Raw genomic sequence first — 17,990 nt, 5'->3', positions numbered from 1 at the left:
GATCGAGATTGATGGCGACGACATCGAAGTGGTGTTCCGCGTCCCACCGCCAAGCGGCAGCGCTCCCCCGCCGCTCGGCCCCGCTGGCGGCAACGCCCCAAACTGGCAAGATTGTACAGGCGGTCGTGGTCCAGCGCTTCGGCAGCACGACGAATTTGCGTAGCTCGGATCGCTTGACGATCTCGAGGTTGATCTGGCGGCAGGTGTTGCGCAGTCCGGCCTGGATGTTGGCGCCCTGGTACCCGCCGCGGCGTAGCGCTTCAGCAGGAAGGGATCGAGGCCGAACAGCGCGCCCATCAGCAGCAAACCACCATCGCGGTCCTGGATGTCGGCGGCGTGGATGATGGCCTGCATCAGCAGGCCTTGGGTGTCGACCGGGACTTGGCGCCTATTGCCCTCGATCTTCCTGCCCGCGTCGTAGCCCGAGGGTTGGGATACAGGCCGCCCTTCTCCGCGCTCGTCACGCCCTGGCTGTCGATGATCGCCGCCGTCGGGCTGGCCTCGCGCCCAGCCTGCTTCCAGCACAGCACGCAGAGCGCATGGTACATGCGATCGAGCGTGCGGTCCTCGTCCCAGCGCCGCAGGTGGTCGTTCACCATGCTCCTCGGCGGCAGGTCCAACGGACGCGCCGCCCACTGGCAACCGGTGCTCAGGATGTGCATCACCCCGTTCAGCACCGCGCGCACATCGATCCTGCGCTTGTTGCCGCCGCCTTTCGCATCCGGGATCAGCGGGCCGATGATCGCTTTGGAGGCAGTGCCTTCAACCCTCGGCGGTCAGATCACTTGGATGGCGCAGATTGCTGCGGTCGTATTTTAGCCGGTTCTCGGGCATCCATGTGGACGCCCTCCTTCCCGCACCCACCGCAAGGAGCCAATCACAGCTGAGTCAGATCAATCAGTGTGTTCCCGGACGGACACCAAGGGTTCGGGCCAAGCGGGCGGGCGCGACAATTCCATCGAGAAAACCTGTCTTCCTTGCGTGTCAGGACAGGTGGCGCGGCAGGCACAAAGCAATTCGCAGCAACTGTCCCGAACCAGACCAGTGGCGCGTCGCGGCTTGTCTCGCCCTGCCCGCGGGGTGCGCGTCAGGTCGGATGCGGCTAGGCGGCCGGATCGATGGCGCGTCGTGCCATCGGCCGCTCTGCCGCAGGCGGATCATCGCGCTGTCGCAACAGAACGGCCATCGGCCCGTGCGAGGTGGAGTCTATGCGCATGCCGACCAGCGCGGCAGCCTTCCGCAAGACCGTCTCCGCCAACTCGCGGTCCTGTGGCGCTGCGAAGATCTCGGACAAGCCGCGCACTGCGGCGGCACGATCGCTCCGAAGCAGAAGCGCCTGGCGCCGGGCGACCTCATGCATTTCCCTCGGCGTTGGCCTGTGCCGGGTAGGCAACTCCTTCCGCACGGCCTGCAGTGCCCGGTAGGTCCGTTCGTCGATGGCGCCCTTCTCGTTCATCATCAGCAGCAGGATGCGGACGACACCGTCCTGCAGCGTTCCCGTCCCGGCGCCGGCCCTGAGCGCTTCCGCCTCGCGCCGCGCCAAATCGCGCCGCAACGGATCGGTCCCGAGCGGCAGCGGTGCCGGTTGATCGGCAAGCCCTGCCGCCGCCCGCGCCAGCGGGGTGTCGTAAAGCAGGCCGAACACTTGCTCCACCGCCTTGTGCTGGGCGTTCGAGGCATTCTCCATGGCCCGCTCCACGCTCTTCGCCAGGTCGCGTTCCATGGCCCGGAAGGGGTTGTCCGCGGCGCAAGCCTTGCGGCTGCCCCGGGCCATCGCCGCAGCGATGGCGATGGGCCAGACCATCGGGTTCAGGTCAGACATCGCCCAGCGTTGCACCCGCAGCGGATGCATGCGGCGCCGCGCCGCAGCCATGGGCTCGGTCGAGAGGGCCTGGACGGCCGGAGCGGCCAGCTGCTGGTACAGCCCGGCATTCACCTCGGACAGCTTCCGCACCACCTCGAACGGACGCTCTCCTTCGCGGTCACCGCACAGCGTGACGATATCGGCGATGCTGCGCTGCTCGAAGCGGGTGACATAACGATCAGTCACCAGCGCCTCGGCCCGCATGCCCGGCGTCTTGTCGTCGATCAGCATCTCATAGAGGCCGGGTGGCAGCGCTTCGATGAGGTCGAGCAGTTCGACGAAGCCGGCGTGCTCCTTCCGGGCAATGGCGCCGGAGACGAAGATCCCGAGATGCCCGACCTTGGGATGCACGCAGTAAACGATCGTCTGCCCCTGCACGACCAGGTCGTCGTCCGAGGCATAGAGATCGAGGATCCAGTTGAGCGCCTGCTGCGGCGGCGTGATGTCGTCGCCCCAGGAACAGAGAACGCAGATCGGGGAACGGATGTTCCGCAGGTCGACCCGGATCGTCCCGTCATGCGAGGTGACCTCGCCCCGCGCCAGCTTGTTGCCGACGAAGAGCTGGTCGACGATCGCGGTGATCTCCTCGCCGTTCATGAGGAAATAACCGCCCCACCAGCGCTCGAATTCGAGGAAGCGCTGTGGCTCTGTATCGGCCTTGTCGAGCAGGTTGTAGTATTTCGACCACCAGGTGTTCGCCGGATTCAGCGCCTCGAAATTGAGCACGAGATTGGCGCCGTCGAACCGGCCATTCCCCAGGTCGCTGACGAGATGCGTCAGCCAGCTGCCGCCCAACAGGCCGCCGGTGTAGCGCATCGGGTTCAGCCCCGGGGCACCGGCCCAATAGGACAGGGGCGAGCCGGCGATCAGGATCGGACCGGGCAACTCGGGCCGCACCGCCGCCAGGCCCATGATGGCCCATCCCGCTTGGCAATTGCCGATGACGCATGGCCCGCCCGGGGCATCCGGGTGGCGCTCTCGCACCAGTTCCAGGAAGCGCGCCTCGGCCAGCATCACGTCGACCAACCGCTGCCCCGGCACGGGCTCCGGGAAGAAGGTGACGAAGTAGACGGGATGGCCGAGCTTCAGCGCATTGCCGATCTCGCTGTCCGCCTTGAAGCCGCCGATCCCGGGACCATGCCCGGCGCGCGGGTCGACCACGACGAAGGGCCGCAGCGCCGGGTCGGTCGGCAGGTCGCTGTCACCGGGCAGGATGCGCAACAGGGCGTAATTGCAGGGCTTCTCGAGCGTGCGGCCGTCGAGCAGCATCTCGTGGCCGAAGGTCAGCAGCGGCGGCTTGCCCGCGGCCTCGTGCCGCAGATACTCGTTGCCGCGCTCCCGCAGCGTGTCCCAGAACAGCAGGCTGCGCTGCGTCGCATCCACCGCGTATTCGAGGAAGTCGGATAAAACCGGTACACGAACCATCACCCTAGATCTCCTCGGTGGCTTTCCATTGCAGGAAGAATCCGACCTCGCCGGGCATCCCACCCGGCCAGTTCAGGATCTCCGCGCGGATCTGGAAGCCCCGCGGCTCCAGCTCATGCTTGAAGAAGTCGTAGGCACGCTTCGGGAAGCCATCGAGCTTGGCGTACCAGTCCTTGTCGTGGTTGGTGATCGCGCGGCCCTGGTCGGGCAGCCAGTCGGACGGGAAGCGCAGCACCAGCGCCTGCTTGTCGCCCATGTCGATGGTCTTCCGCACCAGCGTGGCAATGCGGTCCATCGCCTCGGGCTGCACACCGCGCTGATTGAAGGATTCGTGCAGCTTGTCGAGTTCGATCTTGGTCGAGGCCTCGAAGGCCCGCTGCTTGGCTTCCTCCTCCGCCTTCTTCGAATGCAGGTAGGCGCGCACTGCATCGGCGCTCAGGGTGCTGCCGGTGATGTTCATGTCTGGCTCTCCCGATCCGGTTTCCAGGGCTCAACCGAGGATGTGGTAGCCGCCATCGACGTAGAGGGTCTCTCCGGTCATCGCGGCGGCATAGTCGGAGGCGAGGAAAACGCAGGCGGCACCGACTTCCTCGATGGTGACGAGCCGCCGCGCCGGTGCCCGCGCCGAGACCCTGGTCATCAGGTCGTCGAAGTCCTTGATGCCGGAGGCGGCGCGGGTGGCCAGCGGCCCGGGGCTTACGGCATGGACCCGGATGCCCTTCGGGCCGAGTTCCGTTGCGACGTAGCGCACGGAGGATTCCAGCGCAGCCTTGACCGGTCCCATGATGCCGTAATTGTCGACCACCTCGTTGGCGCCGAGATAGGACATCGTCATCATCGTCCCGCCCTGCCGCATCAGGGGCTCCGCCCGGCGCGCCAGGTCGAGGAACGACCAGCAGGACACATCCATCGCGGCCAGGAAGCCGTCGCGCGGACAGTCGACGACACGCCCCTGCAGCGCTTCCCGTGGCGCGAAGGCGATGGAGTGCACCAGGATGTCGAGCCCGCCCCAGCGCTCCGCGATGCCGGCGAAGAGACCGTCGACCTGGGCCGGATCCCTGACCTCGAGCGGCAGGAAGATCTCCACGTCGAGCGCCTTCGCCAGCGGCTCGACATGCGGCTTGGCACGGTCGTTCAGGTAGGTCATGGCGATCTCGGCGCCGGCACGCCGCATGGCCTGGGCGCAGCCCCAGGCGATCGAATGCGCGTTGGCGACGCCGACGATCAGCGCCTTCTTCCCGGTCAGGACCGGCGGGAGCCGTTCGTGCTGCGGGTTGGCGTCGGCCATGCTGTCCTCCTCAGGCACGCAATGCGGCACGGGTGTGCCGTGCGATCATCAGGTTCTCGTTGGTCGGCACGACATGGGCCGGGATGCGGCTGCCTGCGGTGGTGATGCGACCGGCGTGCGAGGCATTGGCCTCCGGGTCGAGCTCGATGCCCAACCAGGCACAGGCCTCGCAGACCATGGCTCGCACCGGTGCCGCGTTCTCGCCAACGCCGGCGGTGAAGACCAAGCCATCCAACCCGCCGAGCGCCGCCGCGAGCGAGCCGATCCCGCGCGCAACGCGATGGACGAAGACCTCGATGGCGAAGCGCGCCACCGGCTCTCGGCTTGCCAGCAACTCGCGGAAGTCGGAGGAGATACCGGACAGGCCGAGCATGCCGGATCGCCGGTAGAGCAGATCCTCCACCTCCGGGACGGTCATGCCCTCCTGGCTCAGCAGATGCAGGATCACCGCCGGATCCAGCTCGCCGCACCGCGTACCCATCGGCAGGCCGTCGAGCGCCGAGAACCCCATCGTGGTGGCGATGCTGCGCCCGGCCCGCAGGCCACAGAGCGAGGCGCCATTGCCGAGATGGGCGACGACCACGCGTCCCTCGGCAATCCCTGGCGCCATCTTGGGCAAGGCGGAGGCGATGTATTCGTAGGACAGCCCATGGAAGCCGTAGCGCCGGATGCCCTTCGCGGCCAAGCGGGACGGGATGGCGTAGGCCTGCACCACCGCCGGCATCGTGTGATGAAAGGCCGTGTCGAAGCAGGCGACCTGCGGCAGGCCAGGCGCCTTCTCCAGGGCGGTGCGGATCGGCGCCAGGTTGTGCGGCTGATGCAGCGGTGCCAGGGGCGAGAGCCGCCCGAGTTCCTCCAGCAGCGCCGGCGTGACGCGCTCCGGCCGCTCATGCTTCGCGCCGCCATGGACCACGCGGTGCCCTAGCCCCGCCAGCGGCCGGCCTTCGAGCCGATCGCGCAGCCAGGGCAGCAGCGCCATCAGGGCCTCGGCCGGGCTCTTCGGGGCCGGCCAGGACAGGTCGGGGCCCGCGACCGCTACGCCGGCGGCATCCTTCGCCCGGAACTCCGGCCGGATCCCGATGCCGTCCACCTGCCCGTCGAGGAAGCAGTGATCGCCATCGAACAGGGAGAATTTCAGCGAGGAGGAGCCTGCATTCACCACCCCGACAACGCCGGCCATGTCGCTCATGCCCGCGGCTCCCGCTGGGCGGCGGCCGAGAGCAGCCGCGCCAGGGCGATGGAGGCAAGCCGCGAGGTGACGCTGTCGGCCCGGCTGGTCAGGATGACGGGTACGCGGGCGCCGAGCACGATGCCGGCGCTGTCTGCCCCGGCGAGGTAGCTGAGTTGCTTGGCGATCATGTTGCCCGCCTCGAGGTTCGGCGCGACCAGGATGTCGGCATCGCCGGCCACCGGTGAGGCAATCTTCTTGATGGCGGCGGCGGCACGGCTGATGGCATTGTCGAAGGCCAGCGGCCCGTCCAGCAGCGCGCCGGTGATCTGCCCGCGGTCGGCCATCTTGCAGAGCGCCGCGGCGTCGAGTGTGCCGGGGATCTTCGGGTTCACCGTCTCGACCGCCGAGAGGATGGCGACCTTCGGTGCGGCATTGCCGAGCGCATGCAGCATGTCCACGGCGTTCTGGATGATGTCCGCCTTGGTGATCAGGTCCGGTGCGATGTTGATGGCGGCGTCGGTGATGAACAGCGCCTTGTGGTAGGATGGGACATCCAGGGCGAAGACATGGCTGATGCGGCGCGTCCCGCGCAGGCCGCCGTCGCGCGCCACCACCGCCGCCATCAGGTCGTCGGTGTGCAGGCTCCCCTTCATCAGTGCACCAGCACGGCCCTCGCGGCAGAGCCGCACCGCGGCAGCAGCCGCGGCATGCGGTGTTTCGGCGTCGATCAGTTCGCAATCGTCGAGGCGCGTACCGGCGGCTACCGCCACCGCTTCGATGGTGGCGCGCGGCCCGACCAGGATTGGCCGCATGGCGCCTTGGTCTCGCGCCTGCAAGGGGCCGAGCAGACTGTCCCGGTCGCAGGGCCAGGCCACGACGACGGTCAGCGGCTTGGCCTCGGCGCTGCGCCGCAGCAGGGTCTTCAGGTGCTCGTGGCGGTGCAGGATGATGTCGGGCCGGGGTCCTAGCGGCCGGGTGACCTGCTCGGCCGGCAGCCGGACGGTCACGCTGCCTTCGGCGATGCGGCCGCGCTGGCATTCGAGGAGAATGGCGATGATCGCGCTGTCCTGGCTCGGCCGGGCGGTTACCACGCCATGCACCAGGATGCGGTCGCCCGGCACGGGGTCGACCATGAAGCGCAATTCCTGCGACCGGATATCGCAGCCCGGGCCAGGCATGCACCGGGCGGTGAAATCCAACAGGATACCCTGTACGAGCAGGGCACTGGCCGCGTCCGGCAGCAGATCGCAGGCCGGATCGGGCACGCCGAACAGCGCCGCGACGAGGTCGAAGCTGCGCTCCTGCAACACATGCTCGATGCTGGCAGTCATGCCGATGGCGATGTTGTCGCGCGTCAGGCCGACAAGCTGTTCCGTGTCACGGATGTCGGTGCTCACGAATTTCAGCTCCCGTTAGCTGCCCTTGGAACCGGCGGCGATGGTATCCCTGGGCAAGCCGGATGCGTCGCAGTGCAGGGAACGGCGCGTTGCGACGGAAGCGCGGCCGTATCCGCCCTGCCGGGTCGCGAAGATGACCGCCGGGCTCATGTCGCCGTGCAGCATCGGGAGTGCCTCGCGGCGCGGCAAGCGAAGCCAATGTCAAAAAAACCGCCATTCGGCGGCCCCGGCATTCGGGATGGAATGCCGTGGTTTTCGATAGCTTTCCAATGGGACTTGGAAGGCCGGAAGACCTAGCGTCCCGCCCTGCGCAAAAGGCCGGCCTCGGGCCCCATGCGCAATCCTCGGCAGCGATCGGAATCACGGTTCATGGCGGCAGTCAGAATGCGATCGGCGATCAGGCCGCAGGACGCAGCGCAACTGGTGCCGGACGGCGCCAGCCTGATGATCGGCGGGTTCCTGGGTGTCGGGACGCCGGAACGATTGCTGGATGCGCTGGTCGCCCGGAACGCACGCAACCTGACAGTGATCGCCAACGACACGGCGAAGCCCGGCCTCGGCATCGGCAGGCTGATCGATGCAGGCTGCGTCACCCGCGTGATCGCCTCGCATATCGGCACGAACCCGGTCGTACAGCGCAAGATGCTTGATGGCTCGATGACGGTGGACCTCGTGCCGCAGGGCACCTTGGCTGAGCGCATCCGCGCCGGTGGATCCGGACTTGGCGGGATCCTCACGCCGACCGGGGTCGGGACGATCGTCGCCGAGGGCAAGCGGGTGGTCGCGGTCGAGGGGCGGGATTACCTGCTTGAGCTGCCGCTGCGCGCCGATGTCGCGCTGATTCATGCGCATGAGGCCGACCACCTCTTCAACCTGACCTACAGGCTGACGGCTACGAACTTCAATCCGGTCATGGCGATGGCGGCGGATTGCGTGATCGCCGAGGCCGAGGAGGTGGTGCCGGTCGGCGTCATCCCGCCGGATGCCGTCCGCACCTCCGGCATCCTGGTGGACCATCTGGTGGAAAGGAGGCGCTGAGGATGGACGCCAAGGAAATCATCGCCCGACGGGTGGCGTTCGAGTTGCACGACCGCACGCTGGTGAACCTGGGCATCGGCCTGCCGACGCTGGTGGCCAGCTACGTCCCGCCGGGCATCCGCGTTGCCTTCCAGAGCGAGAACGGCATCGTCGGCTTCGGCGCCCGGCCGCCGGAGGGTATGGAGGACCCCTATCTCACCGATGCCGGTGGAAGCTTCGTCTCCGCGCTTCCCGGTGCCTGGAGCTTCGACAGCGTCACCTCCTTCGCCCTGATCCGCGGCGGCCATCTGGACATGACGGTGCTCGGTGGGTTGCAGGTCGATGCCGGGGGACGGTTGGCGAATTGGATGGTGCCCGGACGAATGGTCGCCGGCATGGGCGGTGCGATGGACCTTGTTGCCGGAGCACGGCGGGTCGTCGTCGCCATGCAACATACCGCGCGGGGCGAACCCAAGATCGTCCGCGAGCTCTCGCTGCCCGCTACGGCTGTACGGCGCGTCACCCTCGTCGTGACCGACATGGCGGTGATCGAGCCGACCAAGGACGGGCTGGTGCTGCGTGAGCGCGCGCCCGGCGTCACGGTCGCGGCGATCCTTGCTGTCACCGGCGCGGCGCTGCGGGTTGAAGGCAGCGTGCCGGAAATGCGACTCGGTGCTGCATCACCTGCACCAGCCGATTGACGGCAGGGAGCAAAGGCATGGACGCGGATCGGACATCCTTGAGACGCAGGACTGCCGTGGAGCCGTCAGCCTTCACGAACACCACCATGCTGGTAGAGCGGTCGGTGGTTCTGCTGCTGGTCGGCCTGCTGCTGCTCGGAGTCGCGCTCATCCTGCGGCCGTTTGGCACCGCGATCCTCTTTGCCCTGATCCTGGCGGTCGCCACCTGGCCGCTCCGCCGGCTGCTGGTACGTGCCGGGCTGTCACCCAGGCTGGCCGCTACGCTGCTGTCGCTCGGCGGGGTGATGGCGATTGGCCTGCCGATGCTTGCCATCGCCCCGCGACTTGCGGCGCGACTTGCCGAGGGATCGCGTGACGTTGAAGCCGCCCTCACCGCATTGCCCAGCGTCCCGCCAGACTGGGTCACCCGAATACCCTTGGCCGGTGCGCCGCTGACCGGCCTGTGGAGCCAGGCAGCCGCCGCCGGCGGCAACCTGCACGCGCTGCTCGAACCCTATGCGGACTGGCTGCGCAGGAGCATCCTGACGGCGGCGCATGCGCTGGCGGACAGCGCGCTGCAATTCCTGTTGGCGATCATCATCGCCGGCGTGTTCTGGGCCAAAGGGGAAGCGCTCACCGCGGCCATGAGGGACATGGTGCGGCGCCTGGGTGGAGGCACCGCCGCCGAGGCGCTGGAGGCTGCCGGCGGCGCATTGCGCAGCGTCGCCTATGGCGTTGTCGGTACAGCCTTCGTCCAGGCCATCCTGATGGCGATCGGCGCCCGTATTGCCGGCGTGCCGGCGCCGGTCGCGCTCGGCTTCCTCGTCCTGCTGCTGGCCATCAGCCAGATCGGTGCGGTGCTGCTGCCGCTGGTGTGGGGCGGCGCTGCCTGGTGGCTGTTCCATCGGGGTGAGCAGGGTTGGGGCATCTTCATGCTCGCCTGGGGCCTTCTATTCGTCACCCTCAGCGACAACCTGATCCGCCCATGGCTGATCAGCCGCGGCGTGGAGATGCCGCTGACGCTGGTGATCCTCGGCGTCTTCGGCGGCTTCCTCTCCTTCGGCTTCCTTGGCCTCTTCGTCGGTCCGGCGCTCCTGGCGATCGCCTTCACCCTGGTCCGCGCCTGGCGCGGCCCGGTGACCGGGCCCAACACGTGACAGGATGCCGTCAAGCCGCTGGCCGACCGTGCGCGCGCTCCAGTGTTTCGGACGGCGCCTCACCGAAGGTCTCACGGTAATCGTGCGCGAACTGTCCCAGGTGCCAGAAGCCATGCCCGAGGGCAACCGACTTGACCAGCGGTACCGGCCCCTCGCGCGACTGCAAAGCCGCCCGCACCATGCTCATCCGTCGGAGTTTGAGGAAGCGATGCGGGCTGATCATGAAGGCGGCCCGGAACGCGTCGGCCAGGCTCGAGGCCGAGACGGCAAGAGCGTCGCAGAGGTCTTCGGTGTAGATCGGCCTGTCCATATGCAGGCGCAGATACTCGTCGGCCGCGACGACGATACGACGCAATGCCTGCCCGTTACGCGGCATCCGGGTTTCCGAAGCATGGTCCGGATTGATCAGATCACGCGCCGCGTGCACCAAGGCTTCACGCAACGCAAGGCGTGACTGCTCGAGCTTGAAGAGATCCGGGACGGAGAGTGCCGCTTCATGTGCGGCGAGCACGACGCGTTCGTAGCGCGCCCGGGTGTCCGGCTCGGCCTGAAGCAAGACATAGCGGCCTGGGGAGAGGAGCTTCGACTGCGGCGGCGGCTCCAGAAATCGTTCCATCGATGCGAAGGGCAGGATCAGCGACGCGAAGCTGCTGGGCTGCGGATTGGCGCGCAATAGCTCCGCCCCACCGGCGTATACTCCGACGACACCGGGTTGGCAGGCGACACCGTTGAGCAGGAGCGTCCCGAGGTTTTCGCGCGGCAACTGCACAACGGCGCAGTCCGGCGTTACCTTGGCAAAGCCCATGAAGGGTGAAGCGTGCCCGACGTTCAAGGAGATGTCGCCGAGCTCCATGGTCGTGACCTCGACCGCAAAGGGACCGCGGCCCATTGGTACGATCTGAAACTCGACCCCGGGATGCGCCGCCTGGAGGTCCTGCGGCTCGTTGAACCGATGCGTATGAACGGCGTCGTGGAGCATAGCCCTCTCCTACTGAAGGGAAGACTGCATCATCTCCATAACCGCAGCCATGCGGCTTTAGTGGCTCACCCACACCCGTACCTTATTGACATGCGTCAAGGCAGCACTATCACCATCTCGTCATCGCGCATCTGTTGCCGCTTCATTCAGTCGGCTGCGAGCGGCAGCATGGCAGCAGGCCCTGCGCTCGATCCGCCTCCGTCCCTGTCCAACGGCTGGAAGCCCATTGAGAAGACCTTGCGATATTCCCGTTCGAGCTCGTTGAAATCCGAAAAGCCGTGGGTCGATGCAAGCTGCTGCGGTGTTGGGCCGTTTGGGCCGGCTGAACGAAGCGCCTTGTCGAACCGTATCAGCCGACGGAGCAGGAGAAGGCGCTGCAGACCCATCCCGTAGCGCGTGCGGATGGCGCGCCGCAAGCGCGGCACGGACATCCCGAGGGATGCCGCCAAACCGGCCGTCGTCGGCGCTTGCGCCGGATAGCCGCACAGGAGATCTTCGACTGCTTCGATCAGCCGTTGGCGCTCGGCGGGTGCGCGCAGGATACGCGGACGCACGCCACCCGACAGGCCGCCCAGCAGATCCTGCAGCATTTCAAGGACGGAGGACCGCAGTGAGCGCCGTGCCTCCGCAACCTCGAACACCGCCGCATCCTCGGCCGCCACCTCGACTGCCGACTGCATCAGTTGGATGGATTGAGGCCAGAGGTTCGGATCGCAGGCAAGCATCATCTCCGTCCCGAGACCAGGACGGGGCGATCGGCCCGGCAGCTCGAGCGTGCGCTGTGCGAGCTCGATATGCAGCGACACCATCGCCCACTCTGCCTCCGCGTGGTTGGTGCAGTCCAAAACCGCGCCCTCGCCCAACACCGTCAGCATGGGCGGCGCGGCGCGGCGACCATTGATCAGGAATGGCGTGATCGGGAACACGACCCAGACCCGGTCGATGGGAACCACGCCATGCAGCAACACCGGCGAAACACGGCCAACCAGCATGTCGAGGTCACCGAGTGCGAAGCCAGCCGCTTCGGTGCGGAAAGGGCCGCCAGGCAGCGGAACCACCTCAAGGGCATTGCTCGCCAACAACTGCGCGGACAAATCGATCTCGGTGTGACGGACCGTGAAGCTGCCTTCTCGCCGCATGGATCTGGCCAACCATCCCCGTGTAGTTGAGAGACGACGCGTCTAAGGCACTCTGAGTTCAGGAAACGCAAGAAAAAATTCCAGTGACGTGCCTGTTTCATGCAACTGCCAGTGACTTGGCTGGCCGGGACATCGCCCGCCGGCAGTCTCGCCGGTGCAATCCGTGGAACGGCGAATACCATTCGTTATTGATAGTGGTGACGCTTCCGCACTGCCGCATGCGGTCCCTACCCTGCCTCCGCTCGTCGCGCCTCGTCATGCTGCTCTCGAAGACAGGATGCGGCAGGCCATCGTGGAACGTGAATGGTGATTCCTCGCGGAGGAGCAGTCCAGGCATGTCGCAGTCGGGAGCATCGGCCAGGATGCTGCACTCGGTTCCCGGCGCAGCCCTTGCCCCGACGGCGCAGGTGTCAGTTCGGATTGCGAAGCATACCTTCCGTAGCGACCGCACCGGCGACCTTGCCAAGCCATGCACAGGGCGTGCGGCAAGCCCCGGCGGCGGGGTCGCGCGCCCGGCGCAACGCCTTCACCATCGCCACGGGGCAGTATCGGGGCTCGGTCGCCGCAACCAATCCGTCGATCGGCCGCGTCTACCGCCTGCCGGATTCCGGCATAACGCTGGACCGGGTCCGCACCACCTTCGTCGGATGGACGCAATCGAATACACAACATGCCAATATCCGGGCCGTCCACGGGCTCATGCGGTTTGCTGGCACGACCTGGCCATGCACAAGAAGGCGGTTTCAGCCATTGCGATGATGATCGGACTGGCTGGCTGCAGCGGCCTGACGTCGAAGCGGCAGCGGACCGTGACGGGTGGTCCTGGTGGAGCGGCGGGCGGCGCCACGATTGATGCCCTGGCGGGCAATGTCGGGATGGGCGCGCTGTTCGGCGTAGGCGCCGGCGCCGCCGGTGGGTACCTGCATGACCGGCACAAGCAGAGGGAGCGACAGGCCTAGAATCGGAGCGTGCAGACTGGGCGTGGCCAGGCGGCACGCTGACGCAAAGTCGTGGCAGGGGATGACGCCGGCATGCGTGTTTCGCCCTGAACAGACCAGCTGCGGCGACATGGCGTGCGCTGCCGAACGCAAGCCGCGGTGGATCCCCTGCTCGGATGAAGCCGGATGACCGTATCGAGGAAACCCGGTTGTTCGACGATCTGCTTGCCGCAACATCACACGGCGCGACAGGCTGCTTGGGTATGGTAGCGCGAGCGGCATCCTAGCCAGACCCTCTGCTGCAACGCCTTCGAAATCGTGGCCTGAAAGCCTTGGCGCAGTCTCGTTCGTCACCCGGGGAGGCCGACATGGCGTCTGTCGAACTGGGCACGCGCGAAGACGCCGTCGCACCGGATTCGGGAGGCAGCTGTGGGGGTATTGTTGGTCGTGACATTCACGGATAGGGCTGGCGTTGGTGCCGCCATTCGAACAATGCAGGACTTGCATGCGGATGGAACCCTGACCCTTTATGCCGCGGCAGCGGTCGGGCAGGATAAAGGCGGCATCGGTCTGACTGTCCGCGTCGCCGCGGATCCGCATGCCGCCGTGGCTGCACCGGCTGTCGGCGCGGCCGTCGGGGCGCTCGTCACCCTGCTGGGTGGGACCCTCACGCTCGTATCGCGCAGCGTTACCTCCGGTCTGGTTGGCGCCGTGCGCGATCTGGACGAGGCAGGTCTCGATGCCGGCTTCCTCCATCGGATCTCGCGCCGGCTGCGTGCTAGCGGCGATGTGGTGGTGGCGGAAGTCGAGGAAGAGCGCCAATTGCCACTTGATAGCCGCATCCTGGCACTTGGCGGACGCATCTCCCGCCATCGGCTACTTCGCTCGCTGAGCGAGGAGCGCACCGTACGGGAGCTCTCCGCCTTGAGCGACGAGTTGCGCCGCCTTCGCAAGGAGCAGAGCGGCACCGTGGGGGCTGAAGCGGGCACGCGCGTCAAGCGCGACCGCATGCACGAATTCCAGCGCCTGGTCGCCGATACCCAAGCCTTGGCGAGGAACCTGCGCAGCGAGGCAGCAGCGAAGGTCGTCGTCCTACGTGCGCAGGCCGCACAACTCGATGGTCCCGCGCGCCAAGCGGTCGAGCAGCGGGCCGCGGCGGTGCGGCAGGATCTTGAGGCTCGGGCGGCCAGGGTGGAACGCATGGCGGAAGCCGCTGGCGACTCACGCTGCAATCCGGGCCGGGTAGGCTGCGAGGATTCCTTCGAAGAGGATGATTCCTGACATCGATACGTGTCGAGGAAGGTGCAGGCAGCCGTTAGCCTTCGACGACCTGGCAGACGAGGGCTGTTGTGTGGAGTCCACTGCTCCGAACCATGCTCTCTCGCCGAAGGAATGGCGAACGCGCAGCATGGAGCGGCCTCGACCGGTACCGGCGTGAGCTTCAGGCAGCCAATTACCAGCCTTCGATCAATCAAGGCGCCTCTTGGCGCTTGTCCTTGCGGTTTTGGCATCCGCCGGCAGCGTCCCCGCGCGGCAGCCGGCTGTCCCACATGCAGAGACCGCAGCCGTGCTTGGAAAAGTGGCCGAATGTCCGCTTCTGGGCCGGCACCCAGGTGCCCGGAGTGGCCGCGGACGCGCTGCGGGCACTCGCGCGCGCGCGGCGTGCATTCATCATTCGAGACGCGCGCTTCGGCGCCGAAGCGGTCGCCGCCGAACGCAGCATCGTCAGCATCGCCGGCCGCGCCATTTCCAGCATGATCCACTACAGCGGAAACAGCGACATTCTGCGGCTCCAGCTGACAGCGGCGCGCGACGGGGTCGATTCAACCTCGCCTATATTGGGGAGGACTTCGTTGTGAAGCACAAGGGCATCTCCGATCCCATCTACATGCCGGCACTGTTTGAGTATGGCGACCGCCTGGCCGCGCAGGGCTATCCTTGGGAAGAGAGGCATCCGCGTTTCCTGGCGCGGATGGCCGTTCGATGAGCCGGACAGACACCGGGCCGACCGTCGCGGCAGGGGCGTGGTGGCGATCCCTCGTCGTCCTTCCGCTGATGGTCGGGTCCCTGGCCGATGCAAGCGCCCAGCCGCAGCCGGTACCCTCCACCATGGCGGCGCCCGCGGTGGCCCCCCTGCCCGCCTCCCAGGCCGCCACGCCGAAGGTGACGGCCGAGCAGCTCGAAGGCTTGCTGGAACCCTTCGCTGGGGCGCCGCAGGATGTCCTCGCGGTCGTGCTCGATGCCTGCCGCTACCCGACCGAGTTGGTCGCCGCGGCGCAATGGGTGGCCAAGCCGGTGGCCGAACGCGGATCAGCGGAGCAGGCCTGGCCGCCACCGGTGCGGCTGCTCGCCGAGCGGGCGCCGCGAACGCTACAATACCTGACCCAGGACATCGCCTCGACCGCCGTGCTGGGTGCCACCTTCCAGAACCAACCGAACGATGTCTGGCTTGCCTTCGGTCGCGTCACCTTGGCGGCACAAGCCAGGGCCGAGCAGCAGACGCCTCCGGCGGACGTCAGCCTGCCGCAGCCCGCGAGCCAGCCGCCGCCCGCGGTCCCTGCGCATGACAGCGCCAGGCCGGCCGCCGCACCGCCTGCGAGACCCGCTACTGCCGACCCTATCCAGGCTGCGCCGGCGCCGATGGAGACGCCGCCGGTGGTGATCGAGACCCCACCGGGGAGCGTCGTCACCACTGCACCCGCCGCGCCCGTCACGGTCGTCACCACCCCGGCGCCGGTCGCCGCCGTGGATCCTGTCGGCTCCGCCCTGGTGGGCGGCATGGTTGGCCTCGGCGCCGGGCTGCTGATCTCCGAACTGCTGCATGACGACGACCATTGGGGGGCTCCGGGCTACGGCTATGGCTACCGCCCGCCCTATGCGGTGCCGCCGCCCTATGCCCCCTATGGCGGGGCACGCGCCGACGCCGCGCGGGTGATGCAGGAAGACCGCCAGGCGGCGGCACGAGTCCGGCAGGAAGACCGCCAGGCCAGCCTCGACGCGCGGCAGCAGGACCGGCAGGCAAACGCCGCGGACCGCCGCGAGGGCGCCGGCGAGCGAGCGCAGCAGCGGTCAGCGACGCGCGATGACCGACAGGCCGGCAGGCAGGATGCCGGCGCGGCCCGCCAGGCAACGCGCGATGACCGCCAGGGAGGCCGGCAGGACCGCCAGCAGCAGCGCGGCGACGCCGCCGCCACGCCGCGGGCGGGGCAGCGTGCCGCCGCGGGCGGCGCCGGCCCGGAACGCCGGGCGGCCGCCACGGCCGGTCAGCAACGCGCCGATTTCGGCGTCCGGGAGCGGCCCGCGGCGGCGCCGTCGCGGCCATCGCCGCAAGCCGCACGCGGCGCGGACTGGGGACCAGCCCGCGGCATGTCCGGCGGCGCGGACATCAGCCGCTCCCGCGCCCCGTCCGGCGGCTTCTCGGCCGGGGGCGGTGGCGGCGGCCGCGCCGCAGCGGCCAGGGCCGGCGGTGGCGGTGGTGGTGGTCGGGCCGCAGCGGCGCGGGGCGGCGGTGGCGGTGGACGGCGGCGGTAGGGGGGAACCGATGATGATGCTCAGCATGTCCTGGCGGCGCGGCGCGCGGCGTTGGATCGCCCCACTCGGCCTCTGCCTGTCGATCTTCGCGTCGGACGGGATGGCGCAACCCACCAGCGGGCCGCCTGCCGCGCGCGGTGCCGCGGCGCCGGCCGGCGGCCAGGCGGCCCGGCTGCAACGCGCCTTCGCCACGCCGGAGGCCGCGGTGAAGGCGCTGATCGAGGCGCTCCAGGCGCCGACCGACCTGCCGCTTCGCGGCATCCTGGGTGGCCCGGTGCTCGATGCCGTGCCGCTCTCGGAGCGTCAGGCGGATGACCGGCGGCGCGCCGCGGGCGGCTGGCTGGCGCTGCAGCCCTTCGAGATCGCCCAGGAGGGTGGCAGCCGCGCAACCGCGCTGTTCGGCGAGGCGCATGTGCCGCTGCCCGCCCTGCTGGTGCAGACACCGCGTGGCTGGCTCTTCGACCAGGCCGGCACCATCGAGGCCATGCGCAAGCGCCGGATCGGCGTGAACGAGGCAAATGCGCTGGAGGCGCTGCGGGCGCTGGCCGCGGCGCAGGCGCGCTACCGGCTGAGCGAACGCCGCACCGATGGCGTGCTCGAGTATGCGCGCCGCATCCGCAGCAGCGGCCCCGGCAAGCTGGACGGGCTGACCTCCAGCGGCCAGGAGGTCGTGCCCGGCGCCTCCACCGACCTGCTGAATCAGGCTTTCGGCCAGGCCGAGGTCGAGCCGGGCGATCCACGCCTGGTGCCGCCTGCCGGCTATGCTTACCGGATCCTCACGGGCCAGGGTCCGCATGCCGAGGGCGGCGCGGCCTCCTACCTCGCCGGCGACCGCCTGACCGAGGGCTTCGCCGTTGTCGCCTGGCCGGTGCGGCCGGGCGAGAGCGGGATCTCGACCTTCATCATGAATCACCGCGGTACGATATTCGAGCAGGAGCTCGGCAACGGCACGGTCGAGGTCGTGCGGCGCATGGCGGTGTTCGATCCCGGTCCGGGCTGGAATGCGGTCAGCGGCAGCGAGTGACGGCGGTGGTCACCGCGTCCGGCGCAGGCTGAGCAGATAGGCGGTCAGCGCATCCGCCTCGGCCTGGGTCCGATCGGTGTTCATCATATGCATGTGCAGCTTCGTGACGAAATCGCGCATCCAGGCCCGGGTGATCTTCGGGTCCTGCGCGACCTCGACGAAGGCCGGTGCATCGGTCCACCCCGCACCGCCGCCAGGCTGGACGACATGGCAGCGGGCGCAGTTCTGCTCGGCGATCCGCCGCCCCTCGGCCGGCGTCGCCGGCTGCGCCTGGCCGATAACCGGCATGGCTGCAAGGACAGAGACGGCCAGCAGCTTCGCCCCGCCGCCTCGGCCCGCGCCACGCTGCCTGTTCGTCGCCATGCAAACCTCCTTTCCGA

General features: G+C 68.3%; 18 protein-coding genes. 9 read left to right on the top strand and 9 right to left on the bottom strand.

What is annotated here, in order from left to right:
• Positions 1 to 353: 353 nt before the first annotated feature.
• The 6 genes from ACFQS7_RS15600 to ACFQS7_RS15575 form a co-directional block, all read right to left on the bottom strand.
• Positions 354 to 686 carry a transposase gene (locus ACFQS7_RS15600; RefSeq protein ID WP_380068008.1) on the bottom strand — a complete coding sequence of 111 codons (333 nt, stop codon included), beginning with the start codon at positions 684 to 686 and terminating at the stop codon, positions 354 to 356.
• 416 nt (positions 687 to 1,102) lie between these two features.
• The gene (locus ACFQS7_RS15595) at positions 1,103 to 3,289 is read right to left on the bottom strand and encodes a DUF3141 domain-containing protein (RefSeq protein ID WP_380068007.1); all 2,187 of its coding nucleotides are present in this window, start codon (positions 3,287 to 3,289) and stop codon (positions 1,103 to 1,105) included.
• Positions 3,290 to 3,293: 4 nt separating this feature from the next.
• The gene (locus ACFQS7_RS15590) at positions 3,294 to 3,749 is read right to left on the bottom strand and encodes a hypothetical protein (protein ID WP_380068006.1); all 456 of its coding nucleotides are present in this window, start codon (positions 3,747 to 3,749) and stop codon (positions 3,294 to 3,296) included.
• A gap of 30 nt (positions 3,750 to 3,779) precedes the next feature.
• Positions 3,780 to 4,577: an enoyl-ACP reductase FabI gene (gene fabI, locus ACFQS7_RS15585; protein WP_380068005.1), complete on the bottom strand. Its 798-nt coding sequence runs from the start codon at positions 4,575 to 4,577 to the stop codon at positions 3,780 to 3,782.
• A gap of 10 nt (positions 4,578 to 4,587) precedes the next feature.
• Positions 4,588 to 5,766 (bottom strand): acetate/propionate family kinase, encoded by a 1,179-nt coding sequence (locus ACFQS7_RS15580; protein WP_380068004.1) that lies wholly within the window; start codon positions 5,764 to 5,766, stop codon positions 4,588 to 4,590.
• Positions 5,763 to 7,145, bottom strand: a complete 1,383-nt coding sequence (locus ACFQS7_RS15575) for a bifunctional enoyl-CoA hydratase/phosphate acetyltransferase (protein WP_380068003.1) — start codon at positions 7,143 to 7,145, stop codon at positions 5,763 to 5,765. Before ACFQS7_RS15575 ends, ACFQS7_RS15580 begins: the two co-directional genes overlap by 4 nt.
• Before the next feature lie 384 nt (positions 7,146 to 7,529).
• Between ACFQS7_RS15575 and ACFQS7_RS15570 the strand changes: the two genes are divergently transcribed.
• From ACFQS7_RS15570 to ACFQS7_RS15560, 3 genes are read left to right on the top strand one after another with little or no spacing between them, the layout of a single operon-like run.
• The gene (locus ACFQS7_RS15570) at positions 7,530 to 8,183 is read left to right on the top strand and encodes a CoA transferase subunit A (RefSeq protein WP_380068002.1); all 654 of its coding nucleotides are present in this window, start codon (positions 7,530 to 7,532) and stop codon (positions 8,181 to 8,183) included.
• Positions 8,184 to 8,185: 2 nt separating this feature from the next.
• Positions 8,186 to 8,863 (top strand): 3-oxoacid CoA-transferase subunit B, encoded by a 678-nt coding sequence (locus ACFQS7_RS15565; protein ID WP_380068001.1) that lies wholly within the window; start codon positions 8,186 to 8,188, stop codon positions 8,861 to 8,863.
• A 56-nt stretch (positions 8,864 to 8,919) separates the two neighbouring features.
• Entirely contained in the window at positions 8,920 to 9,999 is a 1,080-nt protein-coding gene (locus ACFQS7_RS15560) for an AI-2E family transporter (protein ID WP_380068000.1), read from the top strand.
• Positions 10,000 to 10,009: 10 nt separating this feature from the next.
• On the opposite strand, the gene ACFQS7_RS15555 is transcribed toward ACFQS7_RS15560, so the two are convergent.
• Both ACFQS7_RS15555 and ACFQS7_RS15550 read right to left on the bottom strand, forming a co-directional pair.
• Complete coding sequence (locus ACFQS7_RS15555; protein ID WP_380067999.1) at positions 10,010 to 10,978, bottom strand: helix-turn-helix domain-containing protein; 969 nt, start codon at positions 10,976 to 10,978, stop codon at positions 10,010 to 10,012.
• A gap of 146 nt (positions 10,979 to 11,124) precedes the next feature.
• Positions 11,125 to 12,117: a helix-turn-helix domain-containing protein gene (locus tag ACFQS7_RS15550; protein ID WP_380067998.1), complete on the bottom strand. Its 993-nt coding sequence runs from the start codon at positions 12,115 to 12,117 to the stop codon at positions 11,125 to 11,127.
• A 647-nt stretch (positions 12,118 to 12,764) separates the two neighbouring features.
• Between ACFQS7_RS15550 and ACFQS7_RS15545 the strand changes: the two genes are divergently transcribed.
• The 6 genes from ACFQS7_RS15545 to ACFQS7_RS15520 all read left to right on the top strand — a co-directional run bounded on the left by ACFQS7_RS15545 (position 12,765) and on the right by ACFQS7_RS15520 (position 17,610).
• The gene (locus tag ACFQS7_RS15545) at positions 12,765 to 13,076 is read left to right on the top strand and encodes a hypothetical protein (protein WP_380067997.1); all 312 of its coding nucleotides are present in this window, start codon (positions 12,765 to 12,767) and stop codon (positions 13,074 to 13,076) included.
• Positions 13,077 to 13,547: 471 nt separating this feature from the next.
• A complete protein-coding gene (locus ACFQS7_RS15540; protein ID WP_380067996.1) occupies positions 13,548 to 14,336 on the top strand; it encodes a hypothetical protein in 789 nt (262 codons plus the stop codon).
• 269 nt (positions 14,337 to 14,605) lie between these two features.
• Positions 14,606 to 14,914: a hypothetical protein gene (locus ACFQS7_RS15535; protein ID WP_380067995.1), complete on the top strand. Its 309-nt coding sequence runs from the start codon at positions 14,606 to 14,608 to the stop codon at positions 14,912 to 14,914.
• A complete protein-coding gene (locus tag ACFQS7_RS15530; RefSeq protein ID WP_380067994.1) occupies positions 14,911 to 15,042 on the top strand; it encodes a hypothetical protein in 132 nt (43 codons plus the stop codon). Before ACFQS7_RS15535 ends, ACFQS7_RS15530 begins: the two co-directional genes overlap by 4 nt.
• Positions 15,039 to 16,586 (top strand): DUF3300 domain-containing protein, encoded by a 1,548-nt coding sequence (locus ACFQS7_RS15525; RefSeq protein ID WP_380067993.1) that lies wholly within the window; start codon positions 15,039 to 15,041, stop codon positions 16,584 to 16,586. Before ACFQS7_RS15530 ends, ACFQS7_RS15525 begins: the two co-directional genes overlap by 4 nt.
• Entirely contained in the window at positions 16,486 to 17,610 is a 1,125-nt protein-coding gene (locus tag ACFQS7_RS15520; protein WP_380067992.1) for a DUF2950 family protein, read from the top strand. Before ACFQS7_RS15525 ends, ACFQS7_RS15520 begins: the two co-directional genes overlap by 101 nt.
• 9 nt (positions 17,611 to 17,619) lie before the next feature.
• Here the strand turns inward: ACFQS7_RS15520 and ACFQS7_RS15515 are convergent, their stop codons facing one another.
• The gene (locus tag ACFQS7_RS15515) at positions 17,620 to 17,973 is read right to left on the bottom strand and encodes a c-type cytochrome (protein WP_380067991.1); all 354 of its coding nucleotides are present in this window, start codon (positions 17,971 to 17,973) and stop codon (positions 17,620 to 17,622) included.
• Positions 17,974 to 17,990: the final 17 nt, after the last annotated feature.

Origin of the sequence: Dankookia sp. GCM10030260 (genome assembly GCF_042666655.1) — a bacterium.
Classification (GTDB): Bacteria; Pseudomonadota; Alphaproteobacteria; order Acetobacterales; family Acetobacteraceae; genus Paracraurococcus.
Note: the sequence above shows the minus strand (reverse complement) of the source record. Positions and strands in the feature narration are given on the sequence as shown.